At 68.1% G+C, this 25,593-nt stretch carries 22 protein-coding genes; 13 read left to right on the forward strand and 9 right to left on the reverse strand.

The annotated features are described in order from the left end of the window. Positions 1–40 precede the first annotated feature (40 nt). Together rpsT and AC1DH3_RS05795 are read right to left on the reverse strand one after the other, a co-directional pair. On the reverse strand, positions 41–301 hold the full coding sequence (rpsT, locus tag AC1DH3_RS05790) for a 30S ribosomal protein S20 (RefSeq protein WP_056739236.1): 261 nt from the start codon (positions 299–301) through the stop codon (positions 41–43). Positions 302–523: 222 nt separating this feature from the next. Continuing rightward, a complete protein-coding gene (locus AC1DH3_RS05795; protein ID WP_441417737.1) occupies positions 524–1,075 on the reverse strand; it encodes a type II toxin-antitoxin system PemK/MazF family toxin in 552 nt (183 codons plus the stop codon). 245 nt (positions 1,076–1,320) lie between these two features. On the opposite strand from AC1DH3_RS05795, the gene lepA reads away from it, so the two are divergent. Next, positions 1,321–3,174, forward strand: coding sequence for a translation elongation factor 4 (gene lepA / locus AC1DH3_RS05800; protein ID WP_476908796.1), 1,854 nt, complete (start codon positions 1,321–1,323; stop codon positions 3,172–3,174). A 2-nt stretch (positions 3,175–3,176) separates the two neighbouring features. Further along, positions 3,177–4,415, forward strand: a complete 1,239-nt coding sequence (gene hemW, locus AC1DH3_RS05805) for a radical SAM family heme chaperone HemW (protein ID WP_476908797.1) — start codon at positions 3,177–3,179, stop codon at positions 4,413–4,415. A 69-nt stretch (positions 4,416–4,484) separates the two neighbouring features. Here hemW and AC1DH3_RS05810 read toward each other — a convergent pair whose 3' ends face one another. Both AC1DH3_RS05810 and AC1DH3_RS05815 read right to left on the reverse strand, forming a co-directional pair. Beyond that, entirely contained in the window at positions 4,485–4,904 is a 420-nt protein-coding gene (locus AC1DH3_RS05810) for a DUF4870 domain-containing protein (protein WP_441417740.1), read from the reverse strand. 122 nt (positions 4,905–5,026) lie between these two features. Further along, entirely contained in the window at positions 5,027–5,881 is an 855-nt protein-coding gene (locus AC1DH3_RS05815) for a DUF3097 domain-containing protein (RefSeq protein WP_476908798.1), read from the reverse strand. Between the two features lie 232 nt (positions 5,882–6,113). On the opposite strand from AC1DH3_RS05815, the gene hrcA reads away from it, so the two are divergent. The 3 genes from hrcA (at position 6,114) to AC1DH3_RS05830 (ending at position 9,108) form a co-directional block, all read left to right on the forward strand. Beyond that, positions 6,114–7,127 carry a heat-inducible transcriptional repressor HrcA gene (hrcA, locus tag AC1DH3_RS05820; RefSeq protein ID WP_476892484.1) on the forward strand — a complete coding sequence of 338 codons (1,014 nt, stop codon included), beginning with the start codon at positions 6,114–6,116 and terminating at the stop codon, positions 7,125–7,127. An 80-nt stretch (positions 7,128–7,207) separates the two neighbouring features. Further along, positions 7,208–8,335, forward strand: coding sequence for a molecular chaperone DnaJ (gene dnaJ / locus AC1DH3_RS05825; RefSeq protein WP_476908799.1), 1,128 nt, complete (start codon positions 7,208–7,210; stop codon positions 8,333–8,335). A gap of 2 nt (positions 8,336–8,337) precedes the next feature. After that, on the forward strand, positions 8,338–9,108 hold the full coding sequence (locus AC1DH3_RS05830) for a 16S rRNA (uracil(1498)-N(3))-methyltransferase (protein ID WP_476892485.1): 771 nt from the start codon (positions 8,338–8,340) through the stop codon (positions 9,106–9,108). Between the two features lie 74 nt (positions 9,109–9,182). Here the strand turns inward: AC1DH3_RS05830 and AC1DH3_RS05835 are convergent, their stop codons facing one another. Next, positions 9,183–10,118 carry a GerMN domain-containing protein gene (locus AC1DH3_RS05835; RefSeq protein ID WP_476892486.1) on the reverse strand — a complete coding sequence of 312 codons (936 nt, stop codon included), beginning with the start codon at positions 10,116–10,118 and terminating at the stop codon, positions 9,183–9,185. A 316-nt stretch (positions 10,119–10,434) separates the two neighbouring features. Here AC1DH3_RS05835 and AC1DH3_RS05840 point away from each other — a divergent pair, with 316 nt between their 5' ends. The 5 genes from AC1DH3_RS05840 (at position 10,435) to AC1DH3_RS05860 (ending at position 15,994) form a co-directional block, all read left to right on the forward strand. Continuing rightward, positions 10,435–11,523: a PhoH family protein gene (locus AC1DH3_RS05840; protein WP_476892487.1), complete on the forward strand. Its 1,089-nt coding sequence runs from the start codon at positions 10,435–10,437 to the stop codon at positions 11,521–11,523. After that, positions 11,520–11,993, forward strand: coding sequence for an rRNA maturation RNase YbeY (ybeY, locus tag AC1DH3_RS05845; RefSeq protein WP_175321062.1), 474 nt, complete (start codon positions 11,520–11,522; stop codon positions 11,991–11,993). Before AC1DH3_RS05840 ends, ybeY begins: the two co-directional genes overlap by 4 nt. Next, the gene (locus AC1DH3_RS05850; RefSeq protein WP_441417748.1) at positions 11,990–13,321 is read left to right on the forward strand and encodes a hemolysin family protein; all 1,332 of its coding nucleotides are present in this window, start codon (positions 11,990–11,992) and stop codon (positions 13,319–13,321) included. Before ybeY ends, AC1DH3_RS05850 begins: the two co-directional genes overlap by 4 nt. Continuing rightward, positions 13,305–14,264, forward strand: coding sequence for a GTPase Era (era, locus tag AC1DH3_RS05855; protein WP_175321064.1), 960 nt, complete (start codon positions 13,305–13,307; stop codon positions 14,262–14,264). Before AC1DH3_RS05850 ends, era begins: the two co-directional genes overlap by 17 nt. 143 nt (positions 14,265–14,407) lie before the next feature. Further along, positions 14,408–15,994: an LCP family protein gene (locus tag AC1DH3_RS05860; protein WP_476892488.1), complete on the forward strand. Its 1,587-nt coding sequence runs from the start codon at positions 14,408–14,410 to the stop codon at positions 15,992–15,994. Positions 15,995–16,105: 111 nt separating this feature from the next. Here AC1DH3_RS05860 and AC1DH3_RS05865 read toward each other — a convergent pair whose 3' ends face one another. Next, positions 16,106–18,058, reverse strand: coding sequence for a M13 family metallopeptidase (locus AC1DH3_RS05865; protein WP_476908800.1), 1,953 nt, complete (start codon positions 18,056–18,058; stop codon positions 16,106–16,108). 252 nt (positions 18,059–18,310) lie between these two features. Between AC1DH3_RS05865 and leuA the strand changes: the two genes are divergently transcribed. The 3 genes from leuA (at position 18,311) to AC1DH3_RS05880 (ending at position 21,751) form a co-directional block, all read left to right on the forward strand. Next, on the forward strand, positions 18,311–20,050 hold the full coding sequence (leuA, locus tag AC1DH3_RS05870) for a 2-isopropylmalate synthase (RefSeq protein ID WP_476892490.1): 1,740 nt from the start codon (positions 18,311–18,313) through the stop codon (positions 20,048–20,050). A 97-nt stretch (positions 20,051–20,147) separates the two neighbouring features. After that, on the forward strand, positions 20,148–20,903 hold the full coding sequence (recO, locus tag AC1DH3_RS05875; RefSeq protein ID WP_441417752.1) for a DNA repair protein RecO: 756 nt from the start codon (positions 20,148–20,150) through the stop codon (positions 20,901–20,903). Between the two features lie 2 nt (positions 20,904–20,905). Further along, positions 20,906–21,751, forward strand: coding sequence for an isoprenyl transferase (locus tag AC1DH3_RS05880; protein WP_441417753.1), 846 nt, complete (start codon positions 20,906–20,908; stop codon positions 21,749–21,751). 109 nt (positions 21,752–21,860) lie between these two features. On the opposite strand, the gene AC1DH3_RS05885 is transcribed toward AC1DH3_RS05880, so the two are convergent. From AC1DH3_RS05885 to AC1DH3_RS05895, 3 genes are read right to left on the reverse strand one after another with little or no spacing between them, the layout of a single operon-like run. Then, positions 21,861–22,886 carry an alpha/beta hydrolase gene (locus AC1DH3_RS05885; RefSeq protein ID WP_476908801.1) on the reverse strand — a complete coding sequence of 342 codons (1,026 nt, stop codon included), beginning with the start codon at positions 22,884–22,886 and terminating at the stop codon, positions 21,861–21,863. Then, positions 22,883–23,869 (reverse strand): alpha/beta hydrolase, encoded by a 987-nt coding sequence (locus AC1DH3_RS05890; protein ID WP_476908802.1) that lies wholly within the window; start codon positions 23,867–23,869, stop codon positions 22,883–22,885. The genes AC1DH3_RS05885 and AC1DH3_RS05890 overlap by 4 nt, the downstream gene beginning before the upstream one ends. A gap of 21 nt (positions 23,870–23,890) precedes the next feature. Beyond that, on the reverse strand, positions 23,891–25,585 hold the full coding sequence (locus tag AC1DH3_RS05895; RefSeq protein WP_476908803.1) for an FAD-binding dehydrogenase: 1,695 nt from the start codon (positions 25,583–25,585) through the stop codon (positions 23,891–23,893). Between the last annotated feature and the right edge of the window lie 8 nt (positions 25,586–25,593).

Below are 25,593 nucleotides of genomic sequence, written 5' to 3' on the forward strand. Positions count from 1 at the left end.
GTGCCGGCCACAATCATCAGTTCAGTTGAACTGGAAAACCTTAGAGTGCGTTGACCTTCTTGGAGATCGCGGACTTGCGGTTTGCAGCGTTGTTCTTGTGAAGAACACCCTTGCTGACAGCCTTGTCGAGCTTCCGGCTGGCAGTAACCAGTGCAGCAGCAGCGGCATCCTTGTCGGTGGACTCAACGGCGGTGTTGACGGCGCGGATGGCCGTCTTCAGCTCGGACTTGACTGCGTTGTTGCGCAGGCGAGCCTTTTCGTTGGTCAGGATGCGCTTCTTCTGGGACTTGATATTAGCCACGTGTGAACTCTCTTTTTCAATGCGGAAAATGGTCTAGAGGGCTTTCAGATTGGCCATTGACTGAGCGGCGTGGGGATACCTATGGCGACCAACCATCTGTGGCCGTCGACCTGCACGGACACACAGCTGTCAATAATAGCAGAGACGCGAACCCGGTGGCGATTCCCGGTGCGACCCGCGGGTCGGAGTTCCCCCGCACGGCGTCGCCGAAGAACCCGGACTTCAGGACCAGCCGTGCCGCCTGCGCAGCGCAGAGGAAATGTCCCGGAACCGTCCGGCGTCCAGGATGGCGCCCTCGCGGCGCACGTCCTGGGGGTTGATTTGCAGGATGCGGTCCAGCCTGGCTTCGCTCGGGCGCCACTGCCGGTCCCAGGGCCCGGTGCCGATGTCGACGTAGTCGTCCGAGCGGCGCGCGTCGCCGTCGTGGTCCTTGCTGGTGAGCATCAGGCCAAGCAGGAACCGGCCCTTGCTTCCCACGAGCAGCACCGGCCGGTCCTTGCCCCGGGAGTGGTCCTCTTCGAACGGTACCCAGGTCCAGACGATCTCACCGGGCTCGGCCCGGCCGTTCGCGGCGGGGCTGTACTGCACTTTGGCTTTGCCCTGGAAGTCGCCCGGGTAGGTCCCGGTCAGTCCGCCGGATGCGCGGGGCGGCTGCCGGGCGGGAGCCTTGCCGGCAGGACGGCGTGTCGCGGGAGGAGCGCCGCCGCCGAGCCGGTCGAGGAAGCGCAGGGCGCCGCGGACGGCGTTGCCGAGGGAGCGAAGATTCAAGGCCATGGGGAAACCCTACCGGCCGCCGTGCACCGGCGTACGTTGACGGAGCGGCGACAACGGGCAGTGAGCGCCGGCGCTAATGCAGTGCCACGGTCCGGGACGTGGGAGACTATAGGAACGAGAAATGCGGCGTGCCGCAGCAGGTGGAACAAGCAACGTAGAACACCGGCTGCGCCCGCCCCTAGAACAGCCCAGCTGTGCAGCCCGCCAGTACAGCCCCCAAGTATTGCCAACAGTAAGGACCCTGCGTGTCTCCCATGGCCCGCACCGCCCCGGTGCCTGCCGCAACAGATCCGGCCCTCATCCGGAACTTCTGCATCATTGCGCATATTGACCACGGCAAGTCCACGCTGGCCGACCGGATGCTCCAGTACACCGGAGTCGTCCAGTCCCGCGACATGAAGGCCCAGTACCTGGACCGGATGGACATCGAGCGCGAACGCGGCATCACCATTAAGTCCCAGGCCGTCCGGATGCCATGGGAGCTGGACGGCACCAGCTACGCGCTGAACATGATCGACACTCCCGGCCACGTCGACTTCACCTATGAAGTCTCCCGGTCACTCGCCGCCTGCGAGGGCGCCGTGCTGCTCGTGGACGCCGCCCAGGGCATTGAGGCGCAGACCCTCGCCAACCTCTACCTGGCGATGGAGAACAACCTCACGATCATCCCGGTCCTGAACAAGATCGACCTGCCCGCGGCGCAGCCGGAGAAGTATGCCGAGGAGCTGGCCAACCTGATTGGCGGCGACCCGGACGAGGTGCTGCGCGTCTCCGGCAAGACCGGCGCCGGCGTCGAAGTCCTGCTGGACAAGATCGTCCGCGATCTCCCCGCCCCGGTGGGCGACCCGAACGCCCCCGCCCGGGCAATGATCTTCGACTCCGTCTACGACACCTACCGCGGCGTCGTCACGTACGTCCGCGTGGTGGACGGCATGCTGCACCCGCGTGAGCGCATCCAGATGATGTCCACCCGCGCCACCCACGAACTGCTCGAAATCGGCGTGAGCTCCCCGGAGCCCACCCCGTCCAAGGGCCTGGGCGTCGGCGAGGTCGGCTACCTGATCACCGGCGTGAAGGACGTCCGCCAGTCCAAGGTCGGCGACACCGTGACCAACCTGGCTAAGCCCGCCACCGACTCCCTGCCCGGCTACGCCGACGCCAAGCCGATGGTGTTCTCCGGCCTCTATCCGCTGGACGGCACCGACTACCCGGTGCTCCGTGACGCGCTGGAGAAGCTGATGCTCAACGACGCCGCCCTGGTCTACGAGCCGGAGACGTCCGCCGCGCTGGGCTTCGGCTTCCGCGTCGGCTTCCTGGGCCTGCTGCACCTGGAAATCACCCGCGAGCGGCTCGAACGGGAGTACAAGCTGGACCTGATCTCCACCGCCCCGAACGTGGAGTACGAGGTGACGCTGGAGGACAAGAAGGTCGTCCACGTGACCAACCCCAGCGAATACCCCACCGGTAAGGTCTCCGAGGTCCGCGAGCCGATGGTCTCCGCCACGATTCTGGCGCCCAACGAGTTCGTCGGCGCCATTATGGAGCTGTGCCAGAGCCGCCGCGGCGTCATGGGCGGCATGGACTACCTCTCCGAGGACCGGGTGGAGATCCGCTACCGCCTGCCGCTGGCCGAAATCGTCTTCGACTTCTTCGACATCCTGAAGTCCAAGACCCGCGGCTACGGCTCGCTGGACTGGAAGGCCGATGGCGACCAGGTCGCCGATCTGGTCAAGGTGGACATCATGCTCCAGGGCGAACAGGTCGACGCCTTCAGCGCCATCACCCACCGCGACAAGGCCTATGCCTACGGTGTAATGATGACCGGCAAGCTGCGCGAACTCATCCCGCGGCAGCAGTTCGAGGTGCCGATCCAGGCTGCCATCGGCTCCCGGATCATCGCCCGCGAAAGCATCCGGGCCATCCGCAAGGACGTCCTGGCCAAGTGCTACGGCGGCGACATCACCCGAAAGCGCAAGCTGCTGGAGAAGCAGAAGGAAGGCAAGAAGCGCATGAAGATGGTGGGCCGCGTCGAGGTCCCGCAGGAGGCCTTCATCGCCGCACTCACCACGGACGAGTCCAAGGACAAGGCCAAGAAGTAGCCATGCCAAGTGCGCTTCCCCTCGGTGACCCCGCGCCGTCGGACGGGCTGCTGCCCGGCCAGGCGCTGGAGGGCGCCGCGGACCGGGCCTTCGGGCTCTACGTCCACATTCCGTTCTGCGCCGTGCGCTGCGGCTACTGCGACTTCAACACGTACACCGCCACGGAACTCGGCGGCGGCGCCTCGCAGGACGCCTACGCGGACACCGCCGTCGCGGAAGTGGACTTCGCCGGGCGGGCGTTGAAAGCCTCCGGCCTCCCGGAGCGCCGGCTCAGCACGGTGTTCTTCGGCGGCGGCACCCCCACGCTTCTCCCGGCCGGGGACCTGGCCCGCATCCTGGCCGCCGCGATCGACACCTGGGGCCTCGAGCCCGGCGCCGAGGTCACCACGGAAGCCAACCCGGATTCGGTCACGCCCGAATCCCTGCAATTGCTCGCCGACGCCGGCTTCACCCGGGTCTCCTTCGGCATGCAGTCCGCGGTGCCCCACGTGCTCAAGGTCCTCGACCGCACCCACACGCCCAGCCGTGTGCCGCAGGTGGTCCAGTGGGCGCGTGAGGCGGGCCTCGCGGTCAGCCTGGACCTGATCTACGGCACCCCGGGGGAGTCGCTGGAGGACTGGCGCTCCTCCCTGGAGACCGCACTGTCCTACGGCCCGGACCACATCAGCGCCTACGCGCTGATCGTCGAGGAGGGCACGAAACTCGCCGCCCAGATCCGGCGCGGCGAGGTTCCGGGGATCGACGACGACGACCATGCCGCCAAATACGAACTGGCCGATGAACTGATCTCCGCGGCCGGGCTGGGCTGGTATGAAGTAAGCAACTGGGCGCGCACGCCGGACCAGGCCTGTCGCCATAACCTGGCCTACTGGCGCGGGGATGACTGGTGGGGCATCGGCCCCGGAGCGCATTCGCACGTCGGCGGGGTCCGCTGGTGGAACGTCAAGCACCCCACGGCCTACGCCGGTAGGCTCGCGGCAGGCGTCTCGCCCGCGGCCGGGCGGGAGACTCTCGACGCCGAGACCCGCAACGTGGAGCGCGTCATGCTCGAAGCCAGGCTGGTCACCGGCCTGGAAATCCCGAGTCTGGGCGGGCTGGGGGATACCGGACGGCACGCGGTCGCCGGACTGATCGCCGACGGGCTCGTTGAGCCTGCGGAAGCGTTCAAGGGCCGGCTGGTGCTCACGCTCAAGGGCCGGCTCCTAGCCGACGCCGTGGTCCGCCGGATCCTCCCGGACTAGGTAGTCAGCCCATGCGGGCCGGAAGTGTCCGATCGCGTTGGGCGCGCGGGCCGGAAATGTCCGTTCGCGCTACTTGATCCAGCGGAGGTTGTATTCGTAGCGGTGCGGCTGGCCGCGGTTGACGTGGATGCCGGCGGCCACCGAGAAGCAGGCGAGGGCAATCCAGATGGCGGTCGCCAGGACTGCGAACAGGTTGCCCACCACCGGGACGAAGACCAGCAGATTGGCTACCACCGCAGCGATGGTGGGCGGAAGCGTAAAGTTCAGCGCCTCCTTCGACTCCTGCGCCGTGAACGGGCCGCGGTCCTTGAAGATCAGGTAGATCAGCAGCGCGGGAATGCAACCCAGAATGCCGCCAAAGTGCGCCAGGGTGGCCCATTGCCGGTCCTCGCTTGCCGTCAACGGCAGAGCATTTGCGGGAACGCCATGGTACTGCGACTGGCCATGGCCGGCCTGGTGATCCGTGTGTTCGCGTGCGTCTTCTGCCACGTTTCGTCCTTTGGATTGCGGTGGAGCGTAGGTACCTGTACGAGCCGCGGCCGCAACAGAATGCAGCGGCCGCCCTACCAAGAATACTTGCTCGGACCGCGAACTAAAGCACGAGGAGGCGGCTACGGCACCGTGAGGAAGTCGATGACCTCTTCGACCCGGCCCAGCAGGGAGGGCTCCAGGTCCGCGTAGCTGCGGACCGCGCCGAGGAGTTTCTGCCAGCCCAGGCCGATGTCCTCCTTGGTGCTGTGCGGCCAGCCGAAGGCCGTCAGGATGCCGGTCTTCCAGTCCACCCCGCGCGGAATCACCGGCCACCGCTCAATGCCCAGGGCGGCAGGGCGGATGGCCTGCCAGACGTCGACGTACGGGTGCCCGACGATCAGCACGTTGCCGGCCGCGCCCGGGGAGGCCATCACCGCGTCGGCGATTCGCGACTCCTTCGAGTCTGGAACAAGGTGGTCCACCAGGACGCCGAGGCGACGGCCGGGGCCGGGCCGGAACTCCTTCACGGCGGCAGCGAGGTCGTCGATGCCGTGCAGCGGCTCGACCACGATGCCCTCGACGCGGAGGTCGTCACCCCAGACTTTCTCGACGAGTTCGGCGTCGTGCTTGCCTTCCACCCAGATCCGGCTGGCCTTCGCGACCTGGGCACGCTGTCCCTCCACCCGGACCGAACCGGAGGCGGTGCGCGCGCCGACTCCGGCACCCGCCGCGGGAACCCGCGGGGCGGGCGGCATCAGCCGGATGGGCTGGCCCTCGAGCAGGAAGCCGAAGCCGAGGCGGAAGGATCGGGACTTGCCGCGCCGGTCCTCGAGGGCCACGACGTGCATGCCGCCGGACTTCTCCACCCGGGTTACGGCGCCCACCCAGCCGGACTGCACGTCCTCCAGCACCATGCCGCGCTCCACCGGGATCTCGGGCAGCTGGGCCTTGGCGGGCGCGGAGAGATCCTGCGGGCCCCAATTCTGGTACGACATCTGCTACACACTGCTTTGCACTCGGGAATTACGGGGGACAGAACGGCGGCGCGGCCTGTGGTGTGCCGGGAAACACCAGTCCCGGGGCTCACGCCCGCAGCGAATCCAATGCTAACAACGGCGCGACTCATATTAGACTGGTTAGCACTTAGGCATGTCGAGTGCTAACCCCGGGTGTTCCTGCACGCGCGGCGGCACCGGCGAACCGATACGGGTCGATTGGAGGTGGAGAGTGAGCGAGCCACGCAAACTCGAAGTGCTGCGCGCCATCGTGGAGGACTACGTCCATTCCCGCGAGCCGGTAGGATCCAAGGCCCTGGTGGAACGGCACCATCTGGGCGTGTCCAGCGCCACGATCCGCAATGACATGGCCGCCCTGGAAGACGAGGGCCTGATCACGGCGCCGCATACCAGCGCCGGCCGGATTCCCACGGACAAGGGCTACCGCCTGTTCGTGGACCAGATTTCGGCCGTCAAACCCCTCTCTCCGGCGGAGCGCCGCGCCATCCAGGCGCTGCTCGAGGGGTCCGATGACCTCGACGACGTGCTGGACCGGACAGTGCGGCTGCTATCGCAGCTGACGAACCAGGTCGCCGTCGTGCAGTACCCGCTGTTGAGCCGGGCCCGCGTCCGGCACATCGAATTCGTGCTCCTGGCGCCGCGCAAGGTACTCACGGTCCTGATCGCGGATACGGGCAAGGTGGAACAGCGGGTGATCGACGTCGGCCAGGACTTCGGCGACGACGCCCTCGCCGAACTCCGCACCCTGTTCCTGGCCAGGCTCTCCGGCACCCCGTTGAGCTTGCTGCCCCAGTCGCTGCAGGCCGTGGTGGACAGCTGTCCGCCGGTGCGGCGGGGACCCGCCCAGGCCCTGGCCCGCGGGCTTGAATCGCTTGCCGCGAGCAGCCGCGAGGAACGGATGGTCATGGCCGGGACCGCCAACCTGGCCAGGTCCAATGTGGATTTCCCGCTGAGCATCGGACCCGTGCTCGAAGCGCTTGAAGAGCAGGTGGTGATGCTGCGCCTGCTCAGCGACATGGCGGAGGACCCGCGCGGCGTCACGGTAAGCATCGGCCGGGAGAACCCCTACGACGGCCTGTCCGAAGCGTCCGTGGTGGCCACCGGCTACGGACCGGACGCCACGGCCAAGGTCGGAGTCCTTGGCCCCACCCGGATGGACTACCCCACCACCATGGCCGCCGTCCGTGCGGTGGCCCGCTACCTTTCGCGGATCCTCGGGCCCTGACGGGCCGGATCCGGAACCGGACTTCTTGCCAACTACAGGCAGTGCCCCACTGGCAGTACAAAAAGGAAGAGATACAGACTTTGAGCAGCCACTATGACGTTCTTGGAGTCTCCCGTGAAGCCACGGGGGAAGAGATCAAGAAGGCCTACCGCAAGCTTGCGCGGACCCTGCACCCGGATGTGAACCCCGGTGATGACGCTTCCGAGCGCTTCAAGGCGGTCACCCATGCCTACGAGGTGCTTTCCGACCCGCAAAAGCGCCGGGTCTACGACACGACGGGCAACGAGAACGGGAACGACAACGGCTTCGGCGGCGGCTACGCCGGCCAGGGCTTCGCCTTCCAGGACATCTTCGAAACCTTCTTCGGCGGCGCCGGCAGCCAGGGCGGCCCCGCCTCCCGGGTGCGGCGCGGCCAGGACGCCCTGATCAGCGTCCGGATCGACCTGCGCGACGCCGTCTTCGGGGTCAACAAGAAGCTCGAAGTGGACACCGCCGTCACCTGCCCCACCTGTGAGGGTTCCTGCTGCCGCGAAGGCAGCCACCCCGAGCGCTGCGACATTTGCGGCGGCAGCGGCCAGGTCCAGCGCGCCGTGCGTTCCATCCTCGGCCAGGTCATGACCACTGCCCCCTGCGGCAGCTGCGAGGGCTTCGGCACGGTGATCAAGGATCCCTGCAACGAATGCGCCGGCCAGGGCCGCATCCGCAGCCGCCGCTCGCTTACCGTCAAGGTTCCCGCCGGCGTCGCTACCGGCACCCGCATCCAGCTCTCCGGCCAGGGTGAGGCCGGTCCTGCCGGCGGCCCGTCCGGTGACCTGTACGTCGAGATCCGGGTCAACAACGACCCCACCTACGTGCGCGAAGGCGACGACCTGCACGCTAGCCTGAACATCCCGATGACGGCGGCCGCGCTCGGCACAGAGCTGACCCTTGAGACCTTTGACGGTCAACAGGAAATCGACGTCAAGGCCGGCACCCAGTCCGGCGAGGTCATCACGCTGCGTGGCCTGGGCGTCACGCACCTGCGCGGCTACGGCCGCGGAGACCTCAAGGTCCACCTGCAGGTGGATACCCCCGCGAAGCTCGACGCCGCCCAGGAAGACCTGCTGCGCCAGCTCGCCAAACTCCGCGGCGAGCAGTTCACCGAAGGGAAGCTTGCCGCCAGCGGCGGTGTCTTCGCGAAGCTGCGGGACCGGCTCGGTAACCTGTAGCGGTGAGCAACCCGGTCTTCTTCACCCCCGCAGGCACCCTGGACCAGCTGGTCCCCGGCGCGACGTTCGTCCTCGAAGGCGCCGAGGCGCGCCACGCGGTGACGGTCAAGCGCCTGGCCGTGGGGGAGCCGGTGGACATCGCCGACGGCGCCGGCAAGCGGATCACCGGCACCGTGACGGCCGCCGCGCCGCAGGAGCTGACGGTGGAGTGCGGCGAGGTCGTGACCGAGCCAAGGCCTGACGTTCGGCTGGTGCTGGTGCAGGCCCTGGCCAAGGGCGACCGCGACGAGCTGGCGGCTGAGACCGCGACCGAATTGGGGATTGACGCCGTCGTGCCCTGGCAGGCCGAACGCTCGATCGTCCGCTGGAAACCCGAACGCGCGGCGAAGGCGCACGCCAAATGGCAGTCCGTGGTGACGGCAGCCGCGAAGCAGGCACGCCGCGCCTGGATTCCGGAGGTCCGCGCCGCGGTGGACGGCAACGGCCTGCAGGCGGCCGTAGCCGCCGCGGACCTGGCCGTGATCCTGCACGAGGACGCGGTTCGGCCCCTGCGGCAGGTGCTGGAGGCCTGGCACCAGCAGGCCGGCGACGGCGGTGTGGCCCGCGAGGTGCTCCTGATCGTGGGCCCCGAGGGCGGCATCAGCCCCCGCGAGGTCACCCGGCTGTGCGATGCGGGAGCCGTCACCGCCCTGCTGGGCCACCACGTGCTGCGTTCTTCCACCGCCGGCCCCGCCGCCACGGTGCTGGCCAGCGACGTCCTGGGACGTTGGTAGGGGCAAGCAGTAGTAGGACAGGCCAGGCGCCGCGCCCGTGCGGGTCCGCCGGGTGCCTGCCTTAGCGGAATGCCTTAGCGGACAGTGAACCCGCGGGTATCTACGTTCAGGTCCTGGACCTTGCTGCTGGGATCGACCTGCGACACGCGGACCTCATACTCACCGGGACCGAGGTTCAACGAGAGGTTGAACAGGCCGGGCTTCGAGGCATCGGCGGAGGCCGTGATGTTGCCGTCCAGATAGGGCGTCTTGCTGGCGCCGTCGACCCGCAGGATCTCCCAGCGCAGCTTTCCGCCCGGGACCGTGCTCCGGCCGGAAATCTTGACCGCGCCGTCCGCCACCTCGGTGCCCTCCTGCGGATCGATGATCCACACAGGCGCCACCATTCCGGCGCTGCGCGAGGTCGGTGAACCGAGCCGGACCCGGTTGAAGGCGACGTAGTCGGTGTGCCCGTCGACGAGGATGACGACCTGGATCTGCTGCCCGGTATCGGTCAGCCCGGCGCTGGCACCGGCGGCCGTGGCCGTGTAGACGAGCTGCTGGATCGCGCGTTCGGCCATGTCGGCGTCGACGTTGCTGTTGAACGCATCGGCGGACACATCCACCGTGATCACGTTCTTGCCGGAAATCGAGGTGGCCAGGAGCCTGGGGTTCTGCCACGGGGTGAAGAAATCAGGGTCCAGCGGCTTCTGCGACATCATCACCCGCAGCGCCCGGGTGATCGGGTTGTCCTCTTCCGACACGTCCCGGAACTCGCGGTACAGGAAGACGTTGTTGTTGCTGCGCCCGATCCAGTAGACCGGAGCCTTGTTGGAGGCCTGGGTGGATTCCAGCGGTGCGCTGGTGGTGGCGACGCCGGCGGCCGGGCCGGGGACCGTGTGGGAGGGCGTGTCGGAGTTCGTGATGCCCGGCTGGGGCGTGGCCACGCAGCCGGACAGCGCCAGGGCAGCGGGCAGCACAAGGTGCAGCAAGCCGCGGCGCGTATTCCGCCCTGCTGCTGTCTTGTTCACTCCACGCTGGCTGATTGCCCTGTCCCTTCGCTGTGTTTCTCGCTCCGCGGGCCCGGCAGGGCCGAATCCAGCATTGCACAAGGTGCCTGCGCTCCAGTGGGGATTCCGCGCTGTCCGGCGAACTGCAACGGGAACGATATGAGGACGATATGAAGTTGATACCTAATGCCCTCCGCTCCGGCACCGGGCCGCGCTGGCGTAAGATGGAAGGACCCGCTGAAACCCGGCGCGGACGGCCCGGAACGCCGTCGGCCGGCGCCGAGGCGGCGAGACCATTTCCGAACTGGAGGGGACCAGAGGCCCACGGGCCAACACCATGACTGAAGCAGCCAACGGCAAGGCCCGGATCAGCGCGAACGAGCGCACCGCAGGGGAATTTCCCCACTCCCTCCCAGGTCTGCGGACGGAGGTGGTCCTGTTCGACAATTCCGACCAGATGGTGCAGTCCCTGGGGAGCCATGACGAAGCCCTGCGCTTTATCGAAACCCAGTTCCCCAGCGTCGACTTCCATGTCCGCGGGAACGAGCTCTCCATCAGCGGCCCTGCCGCCGACGTGCCCAGGATTATGCGGCTGCTCAACGAGGTGCGCGGCCTGGTGGCGCGCGGCACGGTGATTACGCCGGTTGTCCTGCAGCAGCTCGTGTCGCTGTTGCGCACCCAGTCGCTGCAGAACCCGGTGGACGTGCTCACCCACAACATCCTCTCCAGCCGCGGCAAGACCATCCGGCCCAAGACCTTGAACCAGAAGAACTATGTGGATGCGATTGACGCAAACACGGTGATCTTCGGGATCGGCCCGGCCGGCACCGGCAAGACCTACCTGGCCATGGCCAAGGCGGTCCAGGCGCTGCAGCAGAAGGAAGTCAGCCGGATCATCCTGACCCGCCCGGCCGTCGAAGCGGGGGAGCGGCTCGGCTTCCTGCCCGGCACGCTCAGTGACAAGATCGATCCCTACCTGCGTCCGCTCTACGACGCCCTGCACGACATGATGGACCCCGAGTCGATCCCGCGGCTGATGGCCGCCGGCACCATCGAGGTGGCGCCGCTGGCCTACATGCGCGGACGCACGCTCAACGACGCGTTCATCATCCTGGACGAGGCCCAGAACACCACCCCCGAGCAGATGAAGATGTTCCTCACCCGGCTGGGCTTCGGCTCCAAGATGGTCGTCACCGGCGACGTCACCCAGGTGGACCTGCCGTTCGGCACCCGTTCCGGGCTGCGGATCGTCGAAGACATCCTGCAGGGGATCGAGGACGTCAATTTCTCGGTCCTGGACGCATCCGACGTTGTCCGGCACCGGCTGGTGGGCGACATCGTCAACGCGTACAGCGTCTGGGACGAGACACAAAGGAACCGGGTCAAGCATTCCGTCGCCCGGGAGAACCGGGGAGAACACGCATGAGCATCGAGGTCAACAACGAATCCGGCGTCACGGTGGACGAAGCCGAGCTGGTGGCGCTGGCCCGGTTCGTCTTTGAGCGGCTCTTCATCCACCCGCAGGCGGAGCTGTCCATCCTGCTGGTCGACGAGCCCGCCATGGAGAAGCTGCACATCGAACTGATGGACGAGCCCGGGTCCACCGATGTGCTGTCCGTGCCGATGGATGAACTCACTCCCGGCACGCCGGACAAGCCCACACCGCAGGGCATGCTCGGCGACATCGCGATCTGCCCCCAGGTGGCGGAGGTACAGGCTAAGAACGCCGGCCACTCCACCCAGGACGAGATGCTGCTGCTGACCACCCACGGCATCCTGCACCTGCTGGGCTTCGACCACGCGGAGCCGGAGGAGAAGGAAGAGATGTTCGGGCTGCAGCGCGAGCTGCTCTCCGGCTTCACCGGCAAGGACGCCCCGGCAGAGACGATTCAGTGACCCCACTGATCCTGGCCGGCATGGCGCTGGTCTTCCTCAGCTTTGCGGCTGTGTTGACCGCGGCAGAGGCCGCCTTCAACTACCTTCCCCGCCACGACGCCGAACAGGCGATCCTGCAGAGCCGCGGCACGGCGCTGAAACGGATCATGGCCCAGCCGGTGGCGCACATGCGCGCGCTGCGGTTCTGGCGGGTCTGGTTCGAGATGGCCTCCGCGGTGGCCGTGACCGTGCTGTTGAACAGCCTGCTCGGCAATGTCTGGCTCGCCGGGCTCGCCGCGACCGGCATCATGGCCCTCGTGGGCTTCGTGATCGTCGGGGTGTCGCCGCGCCAGCTGGGCCGGGTGCACTCCGCCGGCATGGTCCGTTTCTCCGCCCCGCTGATCCGCTGGCTCTGCTGGGTGCTTGGTCCGATCCCGGGCTGGCTGGTCACCCTGGGCAGCGCCGTGGCACCGGGGGCGCCTGCGGACAACGAGGCCTTTTTCAGCGAAGAGGAGTTCCGCGAACTCGTTGATCGCGCCAGCGAATCCGACGTGATCGAGGACAACGAGGCCGAGCTGATCCAGTCCGTCTTCGATTTCGGCGACACCCTGGTCCGCTCCGTGATGGTGCCCCGGACCGACATTCTCTGCATCGACTCCGGCTCCAGCCTGCACCGGGCCATGTCGCTGTTCCTCCGCTCCGGGTACTCGCGGATCCCCGTCATCGGCGAGAACACGGACCAGATCCTCGGCATCGTTTACCTCAAGGACGTCGCCGCCGTCGTCCACAACCTGGCCCCCGGCGAGGAACCCCCGGTCGTCGACGAACTGGCCCGCGAGGTCCGCTACGTGCCGGACTCCAAACCGGTCAGCGAGCTGCTCCGCGAGCTGCAGAAGGAATCGACGCACGTGGCGATCGTGATCGATGAGTACGGCGGCACCGCCGGGCTGGTCACGCTCGAGGACCTGATCGAGGAAATCGTCGGCGAGATCGTGGACGAATACGACACCGAGGCCGCGGAAGCGGTCGAATTGGGCGACGGCAGCTACCGGGTCAGCGCCCGGATGAGCATCGACGACCTCGGCGAGCTCTTCGACCTGGAGCTCGACGACGATGAGGTGGACACCGTCGGCGGCCTGCTCGCCAAGGCGCTCGGCCGGGTGCCGATCGTCGGAAGCACCGTCAGCGTCGACGGCGTCACCCTCCGGGCCGACAGGCTGGAAGGCCGCCGGAACCGCGTCAGCCACATCATTGCGGCCGCGGTGCCAAAGGAAGAAACTGACCTTGAAGATCTTCTCGACGAGGCTGAACCAACGCAACAGGGAGTTCCACGTGAGCAAGCAGAATAAGTCCGACGGCGAAGCGCCTTTCGGCGGTTACCGGGCCGGGTTCGCGGTGCTGGTGGGACGGCCGAACGCGGGGAAATCCACCCTAACCAACGCCCTGGTGGGCCAGAAGGTCGCCATCACCTCGGCGAAGCCGCAGACCACCCGGCACACCATCCGCGGCATTGTGCACCGCGACGACGCGCAGCTGATCATGGTCGACACCCCGGGCCTGCACCGCCCGCGGACCCTGCTGGGCAAGCGGCTCAACGAACTGGTCGCGGACACCCTCGCCGAGGTCGACGCGATCGGCTTCTGCCTGCCCGCCAACGAGAAGATCGGCCCCGGCGACAAGTTCATCGCCGCACAGCTCGCCGCCATCGGCAACAAGCCGGTCATTGCGATCGTGACGAAAGCCGACACGGTGGACCGCCAGGCACTGACCGAACAGCTGCTCGCCGTCGCCGCCCTGGGCCGCGAGGTGCTGGGGGAGGACGGCTGGAAGGATATCGTTCCCGTCTCCGCGACGGACGGCTTCCAGGTCGGCACCGTCGCCGACGTGCTGATCGGCCACATGCCGCCGTCGCCGCCGCTGTACCCGGACGGACACCTGACGGACGAGCCGGAAGCGGTGATGATCGCCGAACTCATCCGCGAGGCAGCCCTGGAAGGCGTCCGCGACGAACTTCCGCACTCCCTGGCGGTTGTGGTCGATGAGATTGTTCCTCGCGAGGGCCGGCCCGAGGACCGCCCGTTCCTGGATGTCCGGGTTAATCTCTATGTCGAACGGCCGTCGCAGAAGGCAATCATCATCGGCAAGGGCGGAGCGCGGCTCCGCGACGTCGGCACCACGGCCCGCAAGGCCATCGAGGCGCTCCTCGGCGCCCGCATCTACCTGGACCTGCACGTCAAGGTCGCGAAGGACTGGCAGCGGGATCCAAAGCAGCTGGTGAAGCTGGGCTTCTAGGCCTGGACTGAACCGGCGGCGGTTACCCGCCGGGACGGACCGCGCAACAACGCAGCGGCCCCGCTCGGGCATGCCCATCGGGATTTTCCCAGTTTCGGCCACTAAAATAGGGAAACTCCCGTTCGCAAAGGAAGGCTCCACCCGTGGTTCTACCCCGTGATAACCGTGCAGACGGAACCGGCCCCCCGGTTCGGTCCCATGCGGCTGCTCGGCACGCGGAAGATCCTTCCGTCGGCCCGGCGCGCCATCTTGGCGCCGCCCGGCATATCCCCGGCTGGCTGAAGGCCACCACGATCGTTGTCTCCGTGCTGCTCGTGGGGGTCATTGCGTTCGGGGCTTACTGGCTCATCCGGTTGCAGGGCAACATCAGCACGCAGGCCCTCGGCGCCGGCAACAGCCGGACGGAGGGCGCGCCCGACGATGCCACCGGGCGAATGCAGATCCTGATCCTGGGCACGGACACCCGCGACGGCAAGAACTCGCAGTACGGCTCCAAGGACGATTCCTCCGGCTACGGCCACTCGGATGTCATGATGCTGATGGACATCTCGGCGGACAACAAGCGCGTCAGCGTCGTTAGTTTCCCGCGCGACCTGCTGGTGGACACCCCTAAGTGTAAGGACCCGAAGTCCAACAAGCAGTATCCCGCCCAGACAGGCGTCATGATCAATTCGGCGATGTCCGAAGCGGGCATCGGCTGTGCCGTGGACACCGTCAACAAGCTCACCGGCCTGGAGATCGACCACTTCATGATGGCGGACTTCAATGCCGTCAAGGAACTCTCCAACGCCGTCGGCGGTGTGGATGTCTGCATCAGCGACGCGGTCTTCGACCCGGACTCCGGGCTCCGGCTTCCCAAGGGCACGTCCAAGGTCAAGGGCGAGCAGGCTCTCTCGTTCGTTCGTACCCGCCATGCCTTCGGCGACGGCAGTGACCTCGGCCGGATCAAGGCGCAGCAGGGCTTCCTGTCCTCGCTGGTCCGCAAGATCAAGGACGACGGGACCCTGACCAACCCGGCCCGGATGCTCGGCATTGCGGACGCCATTACCAAGAACCTGACCATCGACGACGGCCTGGCCTCCGTACCGACGCTGTTGACGGTGGGGAACCGGCTGAAGAACATCGACGTCGGCAAGGTGGCGTTCGTTGCCGCCCCGACCGAGCCGGCGGTGTCCGACTCGAACCGCCTCCAACTGGCGGAACCCGCAGCCTCCGAGTTGTTTGCGGCGATGCGCAAGGACATCGACCTGACCGACCCGACAGCCAAGCCCGCGGCCACCCCCGATGCCTCCGCCAGCGCGTCGGCAAGTGCCACGCCGACGGCCAGCAAGGCCCCGGCCGCCCCGGCCTACGACAAGACGCTGCAGCCCATTGCCGTGGCCAACGGTTCCGGTAACCCGGCTCGGGGCCAGGAACTCGCGGCCGCCCTCAAGGCCGGCGGCTTCACCCAGACGAGCCAGTTCGACGCCCAGTCAGTGGCGGCCACCGCCGTCTACTACGGAGCAGATTTCGCCGACGTTGCAGCCGACGTCGCCAAACTGCTGGGCATCCGGGCGAAGCAGGTGCTCCCGGCGGCCGGTGTCACGGGCGTCCAGGTCTATGTGGGCAGCGATTACAAGAGCGGCACCAAGCAGGCGGATGCACCGGTATCGCTGCCGCCGGACATCGTCAACCAGACGGCCGGTGACACCGTCTGCCAGCAGGCGAACCCGGAGCTGATTGTCCCCTAGGACGAGGACGGGGCACGAGCTGGGGGCCGGCCGAACGAAGTTAACAGGGGCGGGCCGGGTGATGATTTCACCCGGCCCGCCCCTGTTGGCTCAGTTGCCGCCGAAGGCTGGCTACCAGATGCTGACGCGTTCCTCCGGCGCCAGCCACATGCCGTCCTGCTCGCCGGTTTCGAAGGCCGCATGGAAGGCGTCAAGGTTCTGGGCGATGTTGTTGGTGCGGAATTCGTTGGGGGAGTGCGGATCCGTGGCGAGCCGCCGGATGGCTTCCTCGCTCCGGATCACCTGCCGCCAGCTGGCCGCCCAGGAAGCGAAGAAGCGCTGGGCTCCGGTCAGCCCGTCCAGGACCGGCGCCTCCTGGCCGCCGAGGCTGATCAGGTACGCCTTGTAGGCGATGGTCAGGCCGCCAAGATCGCCGATATTTTCGCCCAGCGTCAGCCTGCCGTTGACGTGGTGGCCTTCGGCTTCCGCGGGGGAGAGGGCATCGAACTGGGCCACCAGCCTGGAGGTCAGCGCCTCGAAGGCCGTCCGGTCGGCCTCGGTCCACCAGTTCCGGAGCAGGCCGCTGCCGTCGTACTGGGAGCCCTGGTCATCGAAGCCGTGGCCGATCTCGTGGCCGATCACGGCCCCGATGCCGCCGTAATTCACGGCGTCGTCGGCGTCGGCGGTGAAGAACGGCGGCTGCAGGATGGCTGCCGGGAACACGATCTCGTTCAGCAACGGATGGTAGTAGGCGTTCACGGTCTGCGGCGTCATGAGCCACTTCTCCCGGTCCACGGGCTTGCCCACCTCGTCCAGGTGCCGGTCGACGTCGGCGCTGTGGGCGCGCTCCACGTTCCCCAGCAGGTCCGCCTCGTCGATCACGACGGCGGAGTAGTCGATCCACTTGTCCGGGTAGCCGATCTTGGCCCGGAAGGAATCCAGCTTCTTCAGCGCCTCCAGCTTGGTCTCTTCGCCCATCCACGCCAGGCCGGTGATGGATTCGCGGTACGCCTCGATCAGGTTGCCGACCAGCGAACGCATGTGCGCCTTGTGGCTTTCCGGGAAGTGCCGGGCGACGTAGATCTGCCCGACGGCCTCACCCAGGGCGGCCTCGACGACGGCGACGCCACGCTTCCAGCGGTACCGGTTGCGGGGCGTGCCGCTGAGCGTGGTGCCGTAAAAGGCGAAGTTCGCGTCCACGAACGCGGCGGACAGATACGGGGCCGCCGCGCTGACCACCCGCATGGCCAGCCATTCCTGCCAGGTGGCCAGTGGCACCGCCTGGAGCAGTTCCGCGGCTCCCGCGAAGAAGTCCGGCGTGCTGACGACGAGTTCGGAGCGCTTCTCGGGCACGATGGCGGCGGCATCGAACCAGGCGGACAGCAGCGGGAACAGCTGCGAGACCTCCTCGGCTGATTTCAAGTTGTACGTCTTCTGCGGATTGCGCAGCGTGACCTTGTCCCAGTGATGGGACGCGAGGGACGTCTCCAGGTCCACCACCCGGGCCGCGGCTGCCTCCGCGTCCGCTACGCCGGCCAGCCCGAACATGGTGCGGACATGTTCACGGTAGGCCTGGACCATCGGCGCGAACTTCTCTTCGCGGTAGTAGGACTCATCCGGCAGGCCCAGGCCGCCCTGGCCGGTGTAGAGCAGGATCCGGTCCGGGTTGCCCGCGTCCGGTGCCGGGTAAATGTAGAAGAGTCCGGAGACGTCCGCGCGGAAGAGCCGTCCGGACAGCTGGACCAGTTCGGCCACCGAGCCGGTGGCGAAAACCTCGGCCAGCCGCTCCCGGATCGGCTCCGCGCCTTTGGCCTCCGCGGCGGCCTCGTCCATGAAGCTGTTGTACAGGTCGCCGATCTTGCGTTCGATACCGGTGGCTGCCTCGCCGCGGCCGGCCGCCTCCAGGATGATCTCCTTGACCGCCAGCTCCGAGCCGTCGCGCAGCGCCGTGAACGTTCCCTCCAGGGGCCGGTCGTCCGGGATGGCGGTTTTCTTCAGCCAGCCGCCATTGAAATGCCGGTACAGGTCGTCCTGGGGGCGGACGCCGTCGTCGATGGTGGACTTGTCGATCCCGGAAAGCGGCACTGATGCTCCTTCGAGTGGGAGGCTGAACCGGGCCTGGGACCGGCACAGCGTCTGCATGGTGGACGTTACGGAGGTATGGCTCCTTCATCTTACGCACCCGTGTTACTGTGAAAACGTGCGCGCAGAACTGCTCCTTCTTAGCTGCCGCGGCGGGGCCTCAGACGCGATCTAGCGCAAGGCCAAACCTCGCTGCGGAGTTTGTGTTGCCCGGCCACCCTTTCACCAAGAACCAAAGAAAAGGCCCCGATAGTAATGCGAAACGCACAGCAGCCCTCAGGAATGCCGGTCCACCGCTACGTCCCCTTCCAGGACCTGATCACGGTCGAACTGCCGGACCGCACCTGGCCCGACAAGGTCATCACCAAGGCCCCGCGCTGGTGCGCGGTCGACCTGCGTGATGGCAACCAGGCCCTGATCGACCCGATGAGCCCGGCCCGCAAGATGAAGATGTTCGATCTGCTGGTCCGAATGGGCTACAAGGAGATCGAAGTCGGCTTCCCTTCGGCCTCGCAGACGGACTTCGACTTCGTCCGCCAGCTGATCGAGGGCAACCACATCCCGGACGACGTTACGATCCAGGTCCTGACCCAGGCCCGCGAGCATCTGATCGAGCGGACCTACGAGTCCCTGGTCGGCGCCAAGCAGGCCATCGTGCACCTCTACAATTCGACGTCGGTCCTGCAGCGCCGCGTCGTGTTCAACCAGGACGAGGACGGAATCCTCGACATCGCCCTGCAGGGTGCCCGGCTGTGCAAGAAGTACGAGGAAACCCTCGAAGACACCCACATCACCTACGAGTACTCCCCGGAGTCCTTCACGGGCACCGAGCTCGCCTACGCCGTGCGCGTCTGCAACGCCGTCGCCGACGTCTTCGAAGCATCCGCCGACCGCCAGGTGATCATCAACCTGCCGGCCACGGTGGAGATGGCCACCCCCAATGTGTACGCCGATTCGATCGAATGGATGAGCCGGCACCTGCACCCGCGCGAAGGAATCATCCTCTCCCTGCACCCGCACAACGACCGCGGTACCGGCGTCGCGGCGGCCGAGCTGGGCTACCTGGCCGGTGCCGACCGGATCGAGGGCTGCCTGTTCGGCAACGGCGAACGTACCGGCAACGTCGACCTGGTCACGCTGGGCCTGAACATGTTCGTCCAGGGCATCGACCCGATGATCGACTTCTCCGACATCGACGACGTCCGCCGCACGGTGGAGTACTGCAACCAGCTGCCCGTCGCGGAGCGTTCACCCTACGGCGGTGACCTGGTTTTCACAGCCTTCTCCGGCTCGCACCAGGACGCCATCAAGAAGGGCCTGGAAGCCCTGGAGAAGGACGCCGCCGCCGCCGGCAAGGACGTCGCGGACTACGCCTGGCAGGTGCCCTACCTGCCGGTCGATCCGAAGGACCTCGGCCGCAGCTACGAAGCCGTGATCCGGGTCAACTCGCAGTCCGGCAAGGGCGGCGTGGCCTACCTGCTCAAGAACGAGCACAACCTGGACCTGCCGCGCCGCGCGCAGATCGAGTTCTCCGGCGTCATCCAGCGCCGTACCGACACGGTGGGCGGCGAAGTCAGCGGCGCCCAGCTGTGGCAGCTGTTCCAGGACGAATACCTGCCTTCCGCCGCGGCCGAAGCCCAGTGGGGCCGCTATGCGCTCGGCGCGGTCAGCACCGAGTCCGACGAGGACGGCACCATGACGCTGACCGCCGCTCTCAAGGTGGACGGCAAGCAGCTCCGGCGCACCGGGGTGGGCAACGGCCCGATCGCGGCCCTGCTGAGCATCCTGCGCGAGGACGGCGTTGACGTCCGCGTGCTGGACTACAGCGAGCACGCCCTGTCCGAGGGCGGCAGCGCCCAGGCCGCGGCCTACGTTGAATGCGCCGTGGGGGAGCGGGTGCTGTGGGGCGTCGGCATCGACGCCAACACGTCGATGGCCTCGCTCAAGGCCGTCATCTCCGCCGTCAACCGCGCCATCCGGGACGCCCGCGCCTAGGCCATTCGGGAACAGCACTGCGCCGTCGGAGTCTCCGGCGGCGCAGTGCTGTTTTCCCAATGGCGGAGATTCCCGAAAGTCAGTGCGAAGATTAACTGTGGCCCAACCTTCCTCCTTTGCTGCCCGCGCGTACCGCGACGACGCCGTGGTCCTGCGCACCCATAAGCTCGGCGAGGCGGACCGCATCATCACCCTGCTGACCAAGCACCACGGGCAGGTCCGTGCGGTCGCCAAGGGCGTGCGCCGCACCAGCAGCCGATTCGGCGCCAGGCTGGAGCCGTTCATGGTCGCGGACCTCCAGCTCATCTCCGGCCGCACCCTGGACGTGGTCACGCAGGCCGTCGCCAAGGGCGCCTACGGCTCCAGTATCGCGGCCGACTACGGCCGCTACACCGTCGCCGCCGCGATGACCGAAACCGCGGAAAAGCTCACCGACGTCGACGGCGAAGCGGGAACCGCCCAGTACAACCTGCTGGTCGGGGCGCTGGCTTCCTTGAGCCGCGGCGACCATGCCCCGGAACTCATCCTGGACTCCTACCTGCTCCGCGCCCTCTCCACCGGCGGTTGGGCACCCAGCTTCACCGAATGCGCCCGCTGCGGCGCTCCGGGCCCGCACACCGCGTTCTCCGCCCCGCTGGGCGGCATGGTCTGCGGGGAGTGCCGGCCACCGGGTTCACCCGCGCCGGCCACGGAGACTGTGCTGCTGCTGGGTGCGCTGCTGACCGGGAACTGGACGGCCGCAGATGCGTCCGCAACCATCCACCGCCGGGAGGCCGCCGGCCTGGTGGCGAGCTACCTGCAATGGCATTTGGAACGTGTCCTGAAATCCCTCAAACATGTGGAGCGAACCTAACCGTGGCCCTAGGCAAGAAAACTCCAGGCAGCAAGAAGAACCCCGTCCGACAGCGCAGCTCCGAAGTGGTGGCGCCCTACCCGCATCCCTCCGGTGCCGTGCCGCCCGCCATCCCTGCCGAGTTCATTCCCCGGCACGTCGCGATCGTGATGGACGGAAACGGCCGCTGGGCGAACCAGCGTGGACTGCCCCGGATCGAAGGCCACAAGGCGGGGGAACCGGCCCTGCTGGACGTCATGGCCGGGGCAATCGAACTGGGCATTGAGCACGTCAGCGTCTATGCATTCTCCACCGAAAACTGGCGCCGTTCACCCGAGGAAGTCCGCTTCCTGATGGGATTTAACAAGGATGTGCTGCGACGGCAGCGCAACCAGCTGGATGAGTGGGGCGTGAGGATCCGCTGGTCCGGCCGGCGGCCCAAACTCTGGGGGTCGGTGATCCGGGAGCTAGAAGAGGCCGAGGAGTTCACCCGCGGCAACAGCACCTGCACTTTGAACATGTGTGTTAACTACGGCGGCCGGGCGGAGATCACCGACGCAGTCTCAGCCATCGCCGAGGAGGTGGCCGCAGGCCGGCTCAGGCCAGGCGCTATCACCGAACGGACCATCCAAAAGTACCTGGACGAACCGGACCTGCCGGACGTCGACCTGTTCCTGCGCAGCTCGGGTGAGCAGCGGCTCTCCAACTTCATGCTCTGGCAGTCGGCCTACGCCGAATTCGTCTTCCTGGACACGCTGTGGCCGGATGTGGACCGCCGCACCCTCTGGGACGCCGTGGAGATTTACGCGCAGCGGGACCGCCGCTACGGCGGCGCGGTGGACGCCGCCGCCCCCGTCACCCCAGCCTGACCCCGGTAGCCGGCGCGGCGGCCAGCCACGTCGCCGGCCACGCCGCCTGCCACGTCGCCGGCCACGCCGCCTGCCACGCCGCCTGCCACGCTGGCCCGTTCCAGCGCAGTCAGCCTGGGTAGAGGCTCAGCCAGAGCAGGAGGTCGTCGTAGGCCTCCTGCCGCACCGTGCGGCGGGAGAGAAAGACGTCGTGGATGGCGCCCGGGTAGCGGAAGACGGCAGCCCTGCGGCCCAGCCCCAGCGCCCGGCGGGCAGTTTCCTCGACGTCGATCACGGCGTCGACGTCCATCAGCACGTCGCTCCATTCGGCCTGGACGTGGGTGCGCCCGGAAAGCATCACCAGCACCGGCGAGGTGATGTCCAGCCGCCGCTGCACGGCCGCATGGCCGGCGAGGACAGCCTTCGTCCAACCCGGACGGATCGGGAAGGACGCCCGTGGCCGCCACTCGGGATCCACGTCCCATTCGCCGTGCGCTGAGCCGCTGACGCTGTCCCAGTAGCCGGGCATGCTGGGCAGCAGCAACGGCCGGCGCGGGTCGGTGCGCGCCAGTGGTTCCACCAACTGCATGGCGATGTTCCGGATCAGGCTGCTGCCCTGCAGTTCCAGCCAGGGCGCGTTCAGGACCAGGGTGCCCAGTACTCCCGGATTCCGGTCAGCCCACAGTGCCGCGACGAGGCCGCCGAGGGAATGCGCGAGCAGGTGGACCGTCGGCCGCCCGGCGCTGCGGGTCCGGGTGGCCACATCGGCGGTGACGGCGGCAAGCGCAGCGGCGAGGTCCTCGTCATAGACCGCCAGGTCGGTGGTGTAGCCGGGGGTCTGCCAGCTGCGCAGGCTGCGCCCGAACTTCCGCAGGTCCAGGGCGTAGAAGTGGAACCCAGCAGCCACGATTTGCTCAGCGAGTTCGGCCTGCAGGAAGTAGTCGGCCCAGCCGTGCAGGTAGAGGACCACTTTCTCCGGCGCCCGGGTCCCGGGGGCGTCCGGCGGGCCAGCCGCTGCACCGCCGTTGCTGGCATGGCGAACGAGGGTGGCGACGACGGGTCCTTCATCGTCCGGCGGCAGTTCCAGCTCCAAGGACTCGAAGCGGTGTCCCAGTACATCCCGGCGCCACCGCGGTGGCTGCGCTGGACCCCTCACGCGGGGCCGCCGTCGTCCAGCACGTAGGCGCGGATCCAGCGGGCGAGCCGCGCATACGCGTCCGCGCGGACCCGCGGCGCCGAGAGGAAGACGTCGTGCAGGGCACCGTCGATCCGTTCCAGGGTCACGGTGCGGCCCAGGCTCAGGGCGCGCAGGGCAATGGTGTTGACATCCAGGACGGCGTCGGTGCGCCGCATGGACTCCTTCCAGAACATTCCGTTGGCGCTGGCCCCGGAGATCATCACGAGGATGGGAACGTCGATGTTCAGCCCCCGGGCCACCTGGGACTGGCCGGCCAGCACGGCGCTGAGCCAGCCCGCCCGCACCGGGAAGGCCCGGGGCGGGCGGTAGTTGTCATCCAGCACCCATTCGCCCTCGGCGGCGCTGCTGATGCTGCGCCAGTAGAAGGCGCGCTCGGGAAGCCGGATCACGGATTCGGGCCGGAACCGGGCCAGCGGCTCCAGCATGGTCCGCGCGGCGCGGCGGACCGCCGGGCTGCCATGCATTTCCAGCCACGGGCTGTCGAGGACCAGTTGGGCGGCGCGGCCCGGATGCCGGCTCACCCAGAGCGCCGCGATGAGCCCGCCGGTGGAGTGTCCCATCAAGGTGACCCGCGGGGGAGGGGACCCCGTGGGGGCCAGGGATTCGATGATGCCGATCGCCGCCGTGATCTCGGCGTCGTAGTCGGCAAGGTCGGCGACGTAGCCGCCGTGCGCACCGTACTGCAGGCTTCGGCCGTGGTTGTGCATGTCCAGTGCGAAGAACCCGAAGCCGTGGCCGGTCCAGAACTCGGCGAGCTCCTCGTTGAAGAAGTAGTCGCTCCAGCCGTGCAGGAAGAGGACGGCCCGCCGGGGAGCCTTGCCGGCTCCGGTCGAAGGGATGTGCCGGACCAGGGTGGCCGTGCGTTCGACCCCGTCCGGGCCGGCCGCCTTGAAAGCGCACGCCGCGAAGTCCTCACCCAGGATGTCGGTCTGCCAGTCCATCGGATCCTCCCGCTCTGCCGGCTACAGGGCCGAGGCCGCGGCGCGGCCTGCCGCGCGGCCAGAGAACAGGCACCCGCCCAGGAAGGTCCCTTCCAGGGCGCGGTACCCGTGGATGCCGCCACCGCCGAAGCCGGCCGCCTCGCCGGCCGCGTAGAGTCCGGCGACCGGCCGGCCGGCGGCGTCCAGGACCCGGGATTGCAGGTCGGTCTGGATCCCGCCGAGGCTTTTGCGGGTCAGGACGGAGAGGCGCACCGCCAGCAGGGGCCCGTGCCGGGGGTCCAGCATCCGGTGCGGAGGGGCCACCCGCATGATCCTGTCGGTGGTGAAGCGGCGGGCGGCGCGGATCGCGGCAAGCTGCGGGTCCTTGCCCAGCCCGCTCGCGAACTGCCGGTCCCGGGACCGGACCAGCCGGTCCAGCCCGGCGGCGTCGATGAGCGGGGTCCCGGTGAGCCCGTTCATTTTCGCGGCAAGCTCCGTCGGAGTGCCTGCCTGCAGGAAATCCACGCCCCGGTCCAGGAACCGCTGCAGCGGACTGTCCGCGGAAGGTTTCAGCCGGGCGGCGAGCAGGCGCACGTCCTTCCCGGTCAGGTCCGGGTTCTGCTCGGAGCCGGAGAGCGCGAACTCCTTCAGCGCGATGGTCTTGTTCAACACGAACCACGAGTGGGTGTGCCCGGTTCCGAGGATGTGCCGCAGCGCGCCGAGCGAGTCGAAGCCGGGGAACAGCGGTGCCGGGAGCATCTTGCCGGTGGCGTCGAGCCAGAGCGCCGAGGGCCCGGGCAGGATCCGGATGCCGTGCTGCGGCCAGACCGGGCTGTGGTTCTGGATGCCTTCCGGGTAGTGCCACATCCGGTCGCCGTTGATCAGCCGGCCGCCGGCACGGTCCACAGCGACCAGGAAGTCGCCGTCCACCGAGGCCGGCACGCCGCTCAGCATGGACGCCGGGGCGCCGCCGCCGGGCCACTGCCGCCGGACCGCGCCGTGGTTGCCGCCGATGCCGCCGCTGGTGACGATGACGGTTCCGGCGGAGGCCTCGAACGCGCCGGCGGCGATGCGGGAGGACTGCTCGCCCCGCGCAGCGCTGCTGGCCTCCAGGATCTCGCCGTGCACGCCGCTGAGCCGGCCCGCCGTCGTCGTCAACTCGGTGGCGCGGTGCCGGAAGTGGAAGGAGACGCGCCCTGCAGCCACGCCCTCGCGGAGTTTGGCGAGGAAGGGCGCGACCAGTGCCGGGCCGGTGCCCCAGGCGACGTGGAAGCGCGGCACCGTGTTGCCGTGGCCGTCCGGGCCGTAGCCGCCGCGCTCGGCCCACTGCACGAGCGGAAAGAGCCCGACGCCGAGCGAGGCGAGCCAGGCGCGCTTCTCACCCGCCGCGAAGTTCACGTAGGCCTCGGCCCACTCCCGGGCGAGGGCGTCTTCGGGGCGGTCGAAGGCGGCGGAAGACAGCCAGTCGGCGAGGGCCAGCTCGACACTGTCCCGGACGCCCAGCCGGCGCTGCTCCGGGGTGTTGACCAGGAACAGGCCGCCAAAGGACCAGTGCGCCTGCCCGCCGGCCGAAGCCTCCGGCTCCTGGTCCAGGACAGCCACCCGGCGGCCAGCGGCGTACGCTTCCGCCGCGGCCACCAGGCCGGCGAGGCCTGCCCCGACAACGACGACGTCGGCCTCGATCCGGGTGCCGGGCGTCGCCGGCACGCTGCTGTGGACTGCACCCTCGCTGGTCATGGCTTCAT

This window comes from Arthrobacter sp. 05L428 (assembly GCF_056397665.1).

Excerpts from the sequence above, each read along its gene's own strand:
- hemW (WP_476908797.1), top strand. The coding sequence starts at position 3,177 with ATGCCAAGTGCGCTTCCCCTCGGTGACCCCGCGCCGTCGGACGGGCTG.
- leuA (WP_476892490.1), top strand. The coding sequence starts at position 18,311 with ATGCGAAACGCACAGCAGCCCTCAGGAATGCCGGTCCACCGCTACGTC.
- AC1DH3_RS05840 (WP_476892487.1), top strand. The coding sequence starts at position 10,435 with ATGACTGAAGCAGCCAACGGCAAGGCCCGGATCAGCGCGAACGAGCGC.
- AC1DH3_RS05890 (WP_476908802.1), bottom strand. The coding sequence starts at position 23,869 with ATGGACTGGCAGACCGACATCCTGGGTGAGGACTTCGCGGCGTGCGCT.
- ybeY (WP_175321062.1), top strand. The coding sequence starts at position 11,520 with ATGAGCATCGAGGTCAACAACGAATCCGGCGTCACGGTGGACGAAGCC.
- AC1DH3_RS05895 (WP_476908803.1), bottom strand. The coding sequence starts at position 25,585 with ATGACCAGCGAGGGTGCAGTCCACAGCAGCGTGCCGGCGACGCCCGGC.
- AC1DH3_RS05795 (WP_441417737.1), bottom strand. The coding sequence starts at position 1,075 with ATGGCCTTGAATCTTCGCTCCCTCGGCAACGCCGTCCGCGGCGCCCTG.
- AC1DH3_RS05815 (WP_476908798.1), bottom strand. The coding sequence starts at position 5,881 with ATGTCGTACCAGAATTGGGGCCCGCAGGATCTCTCCGCGCCCGCCAAG.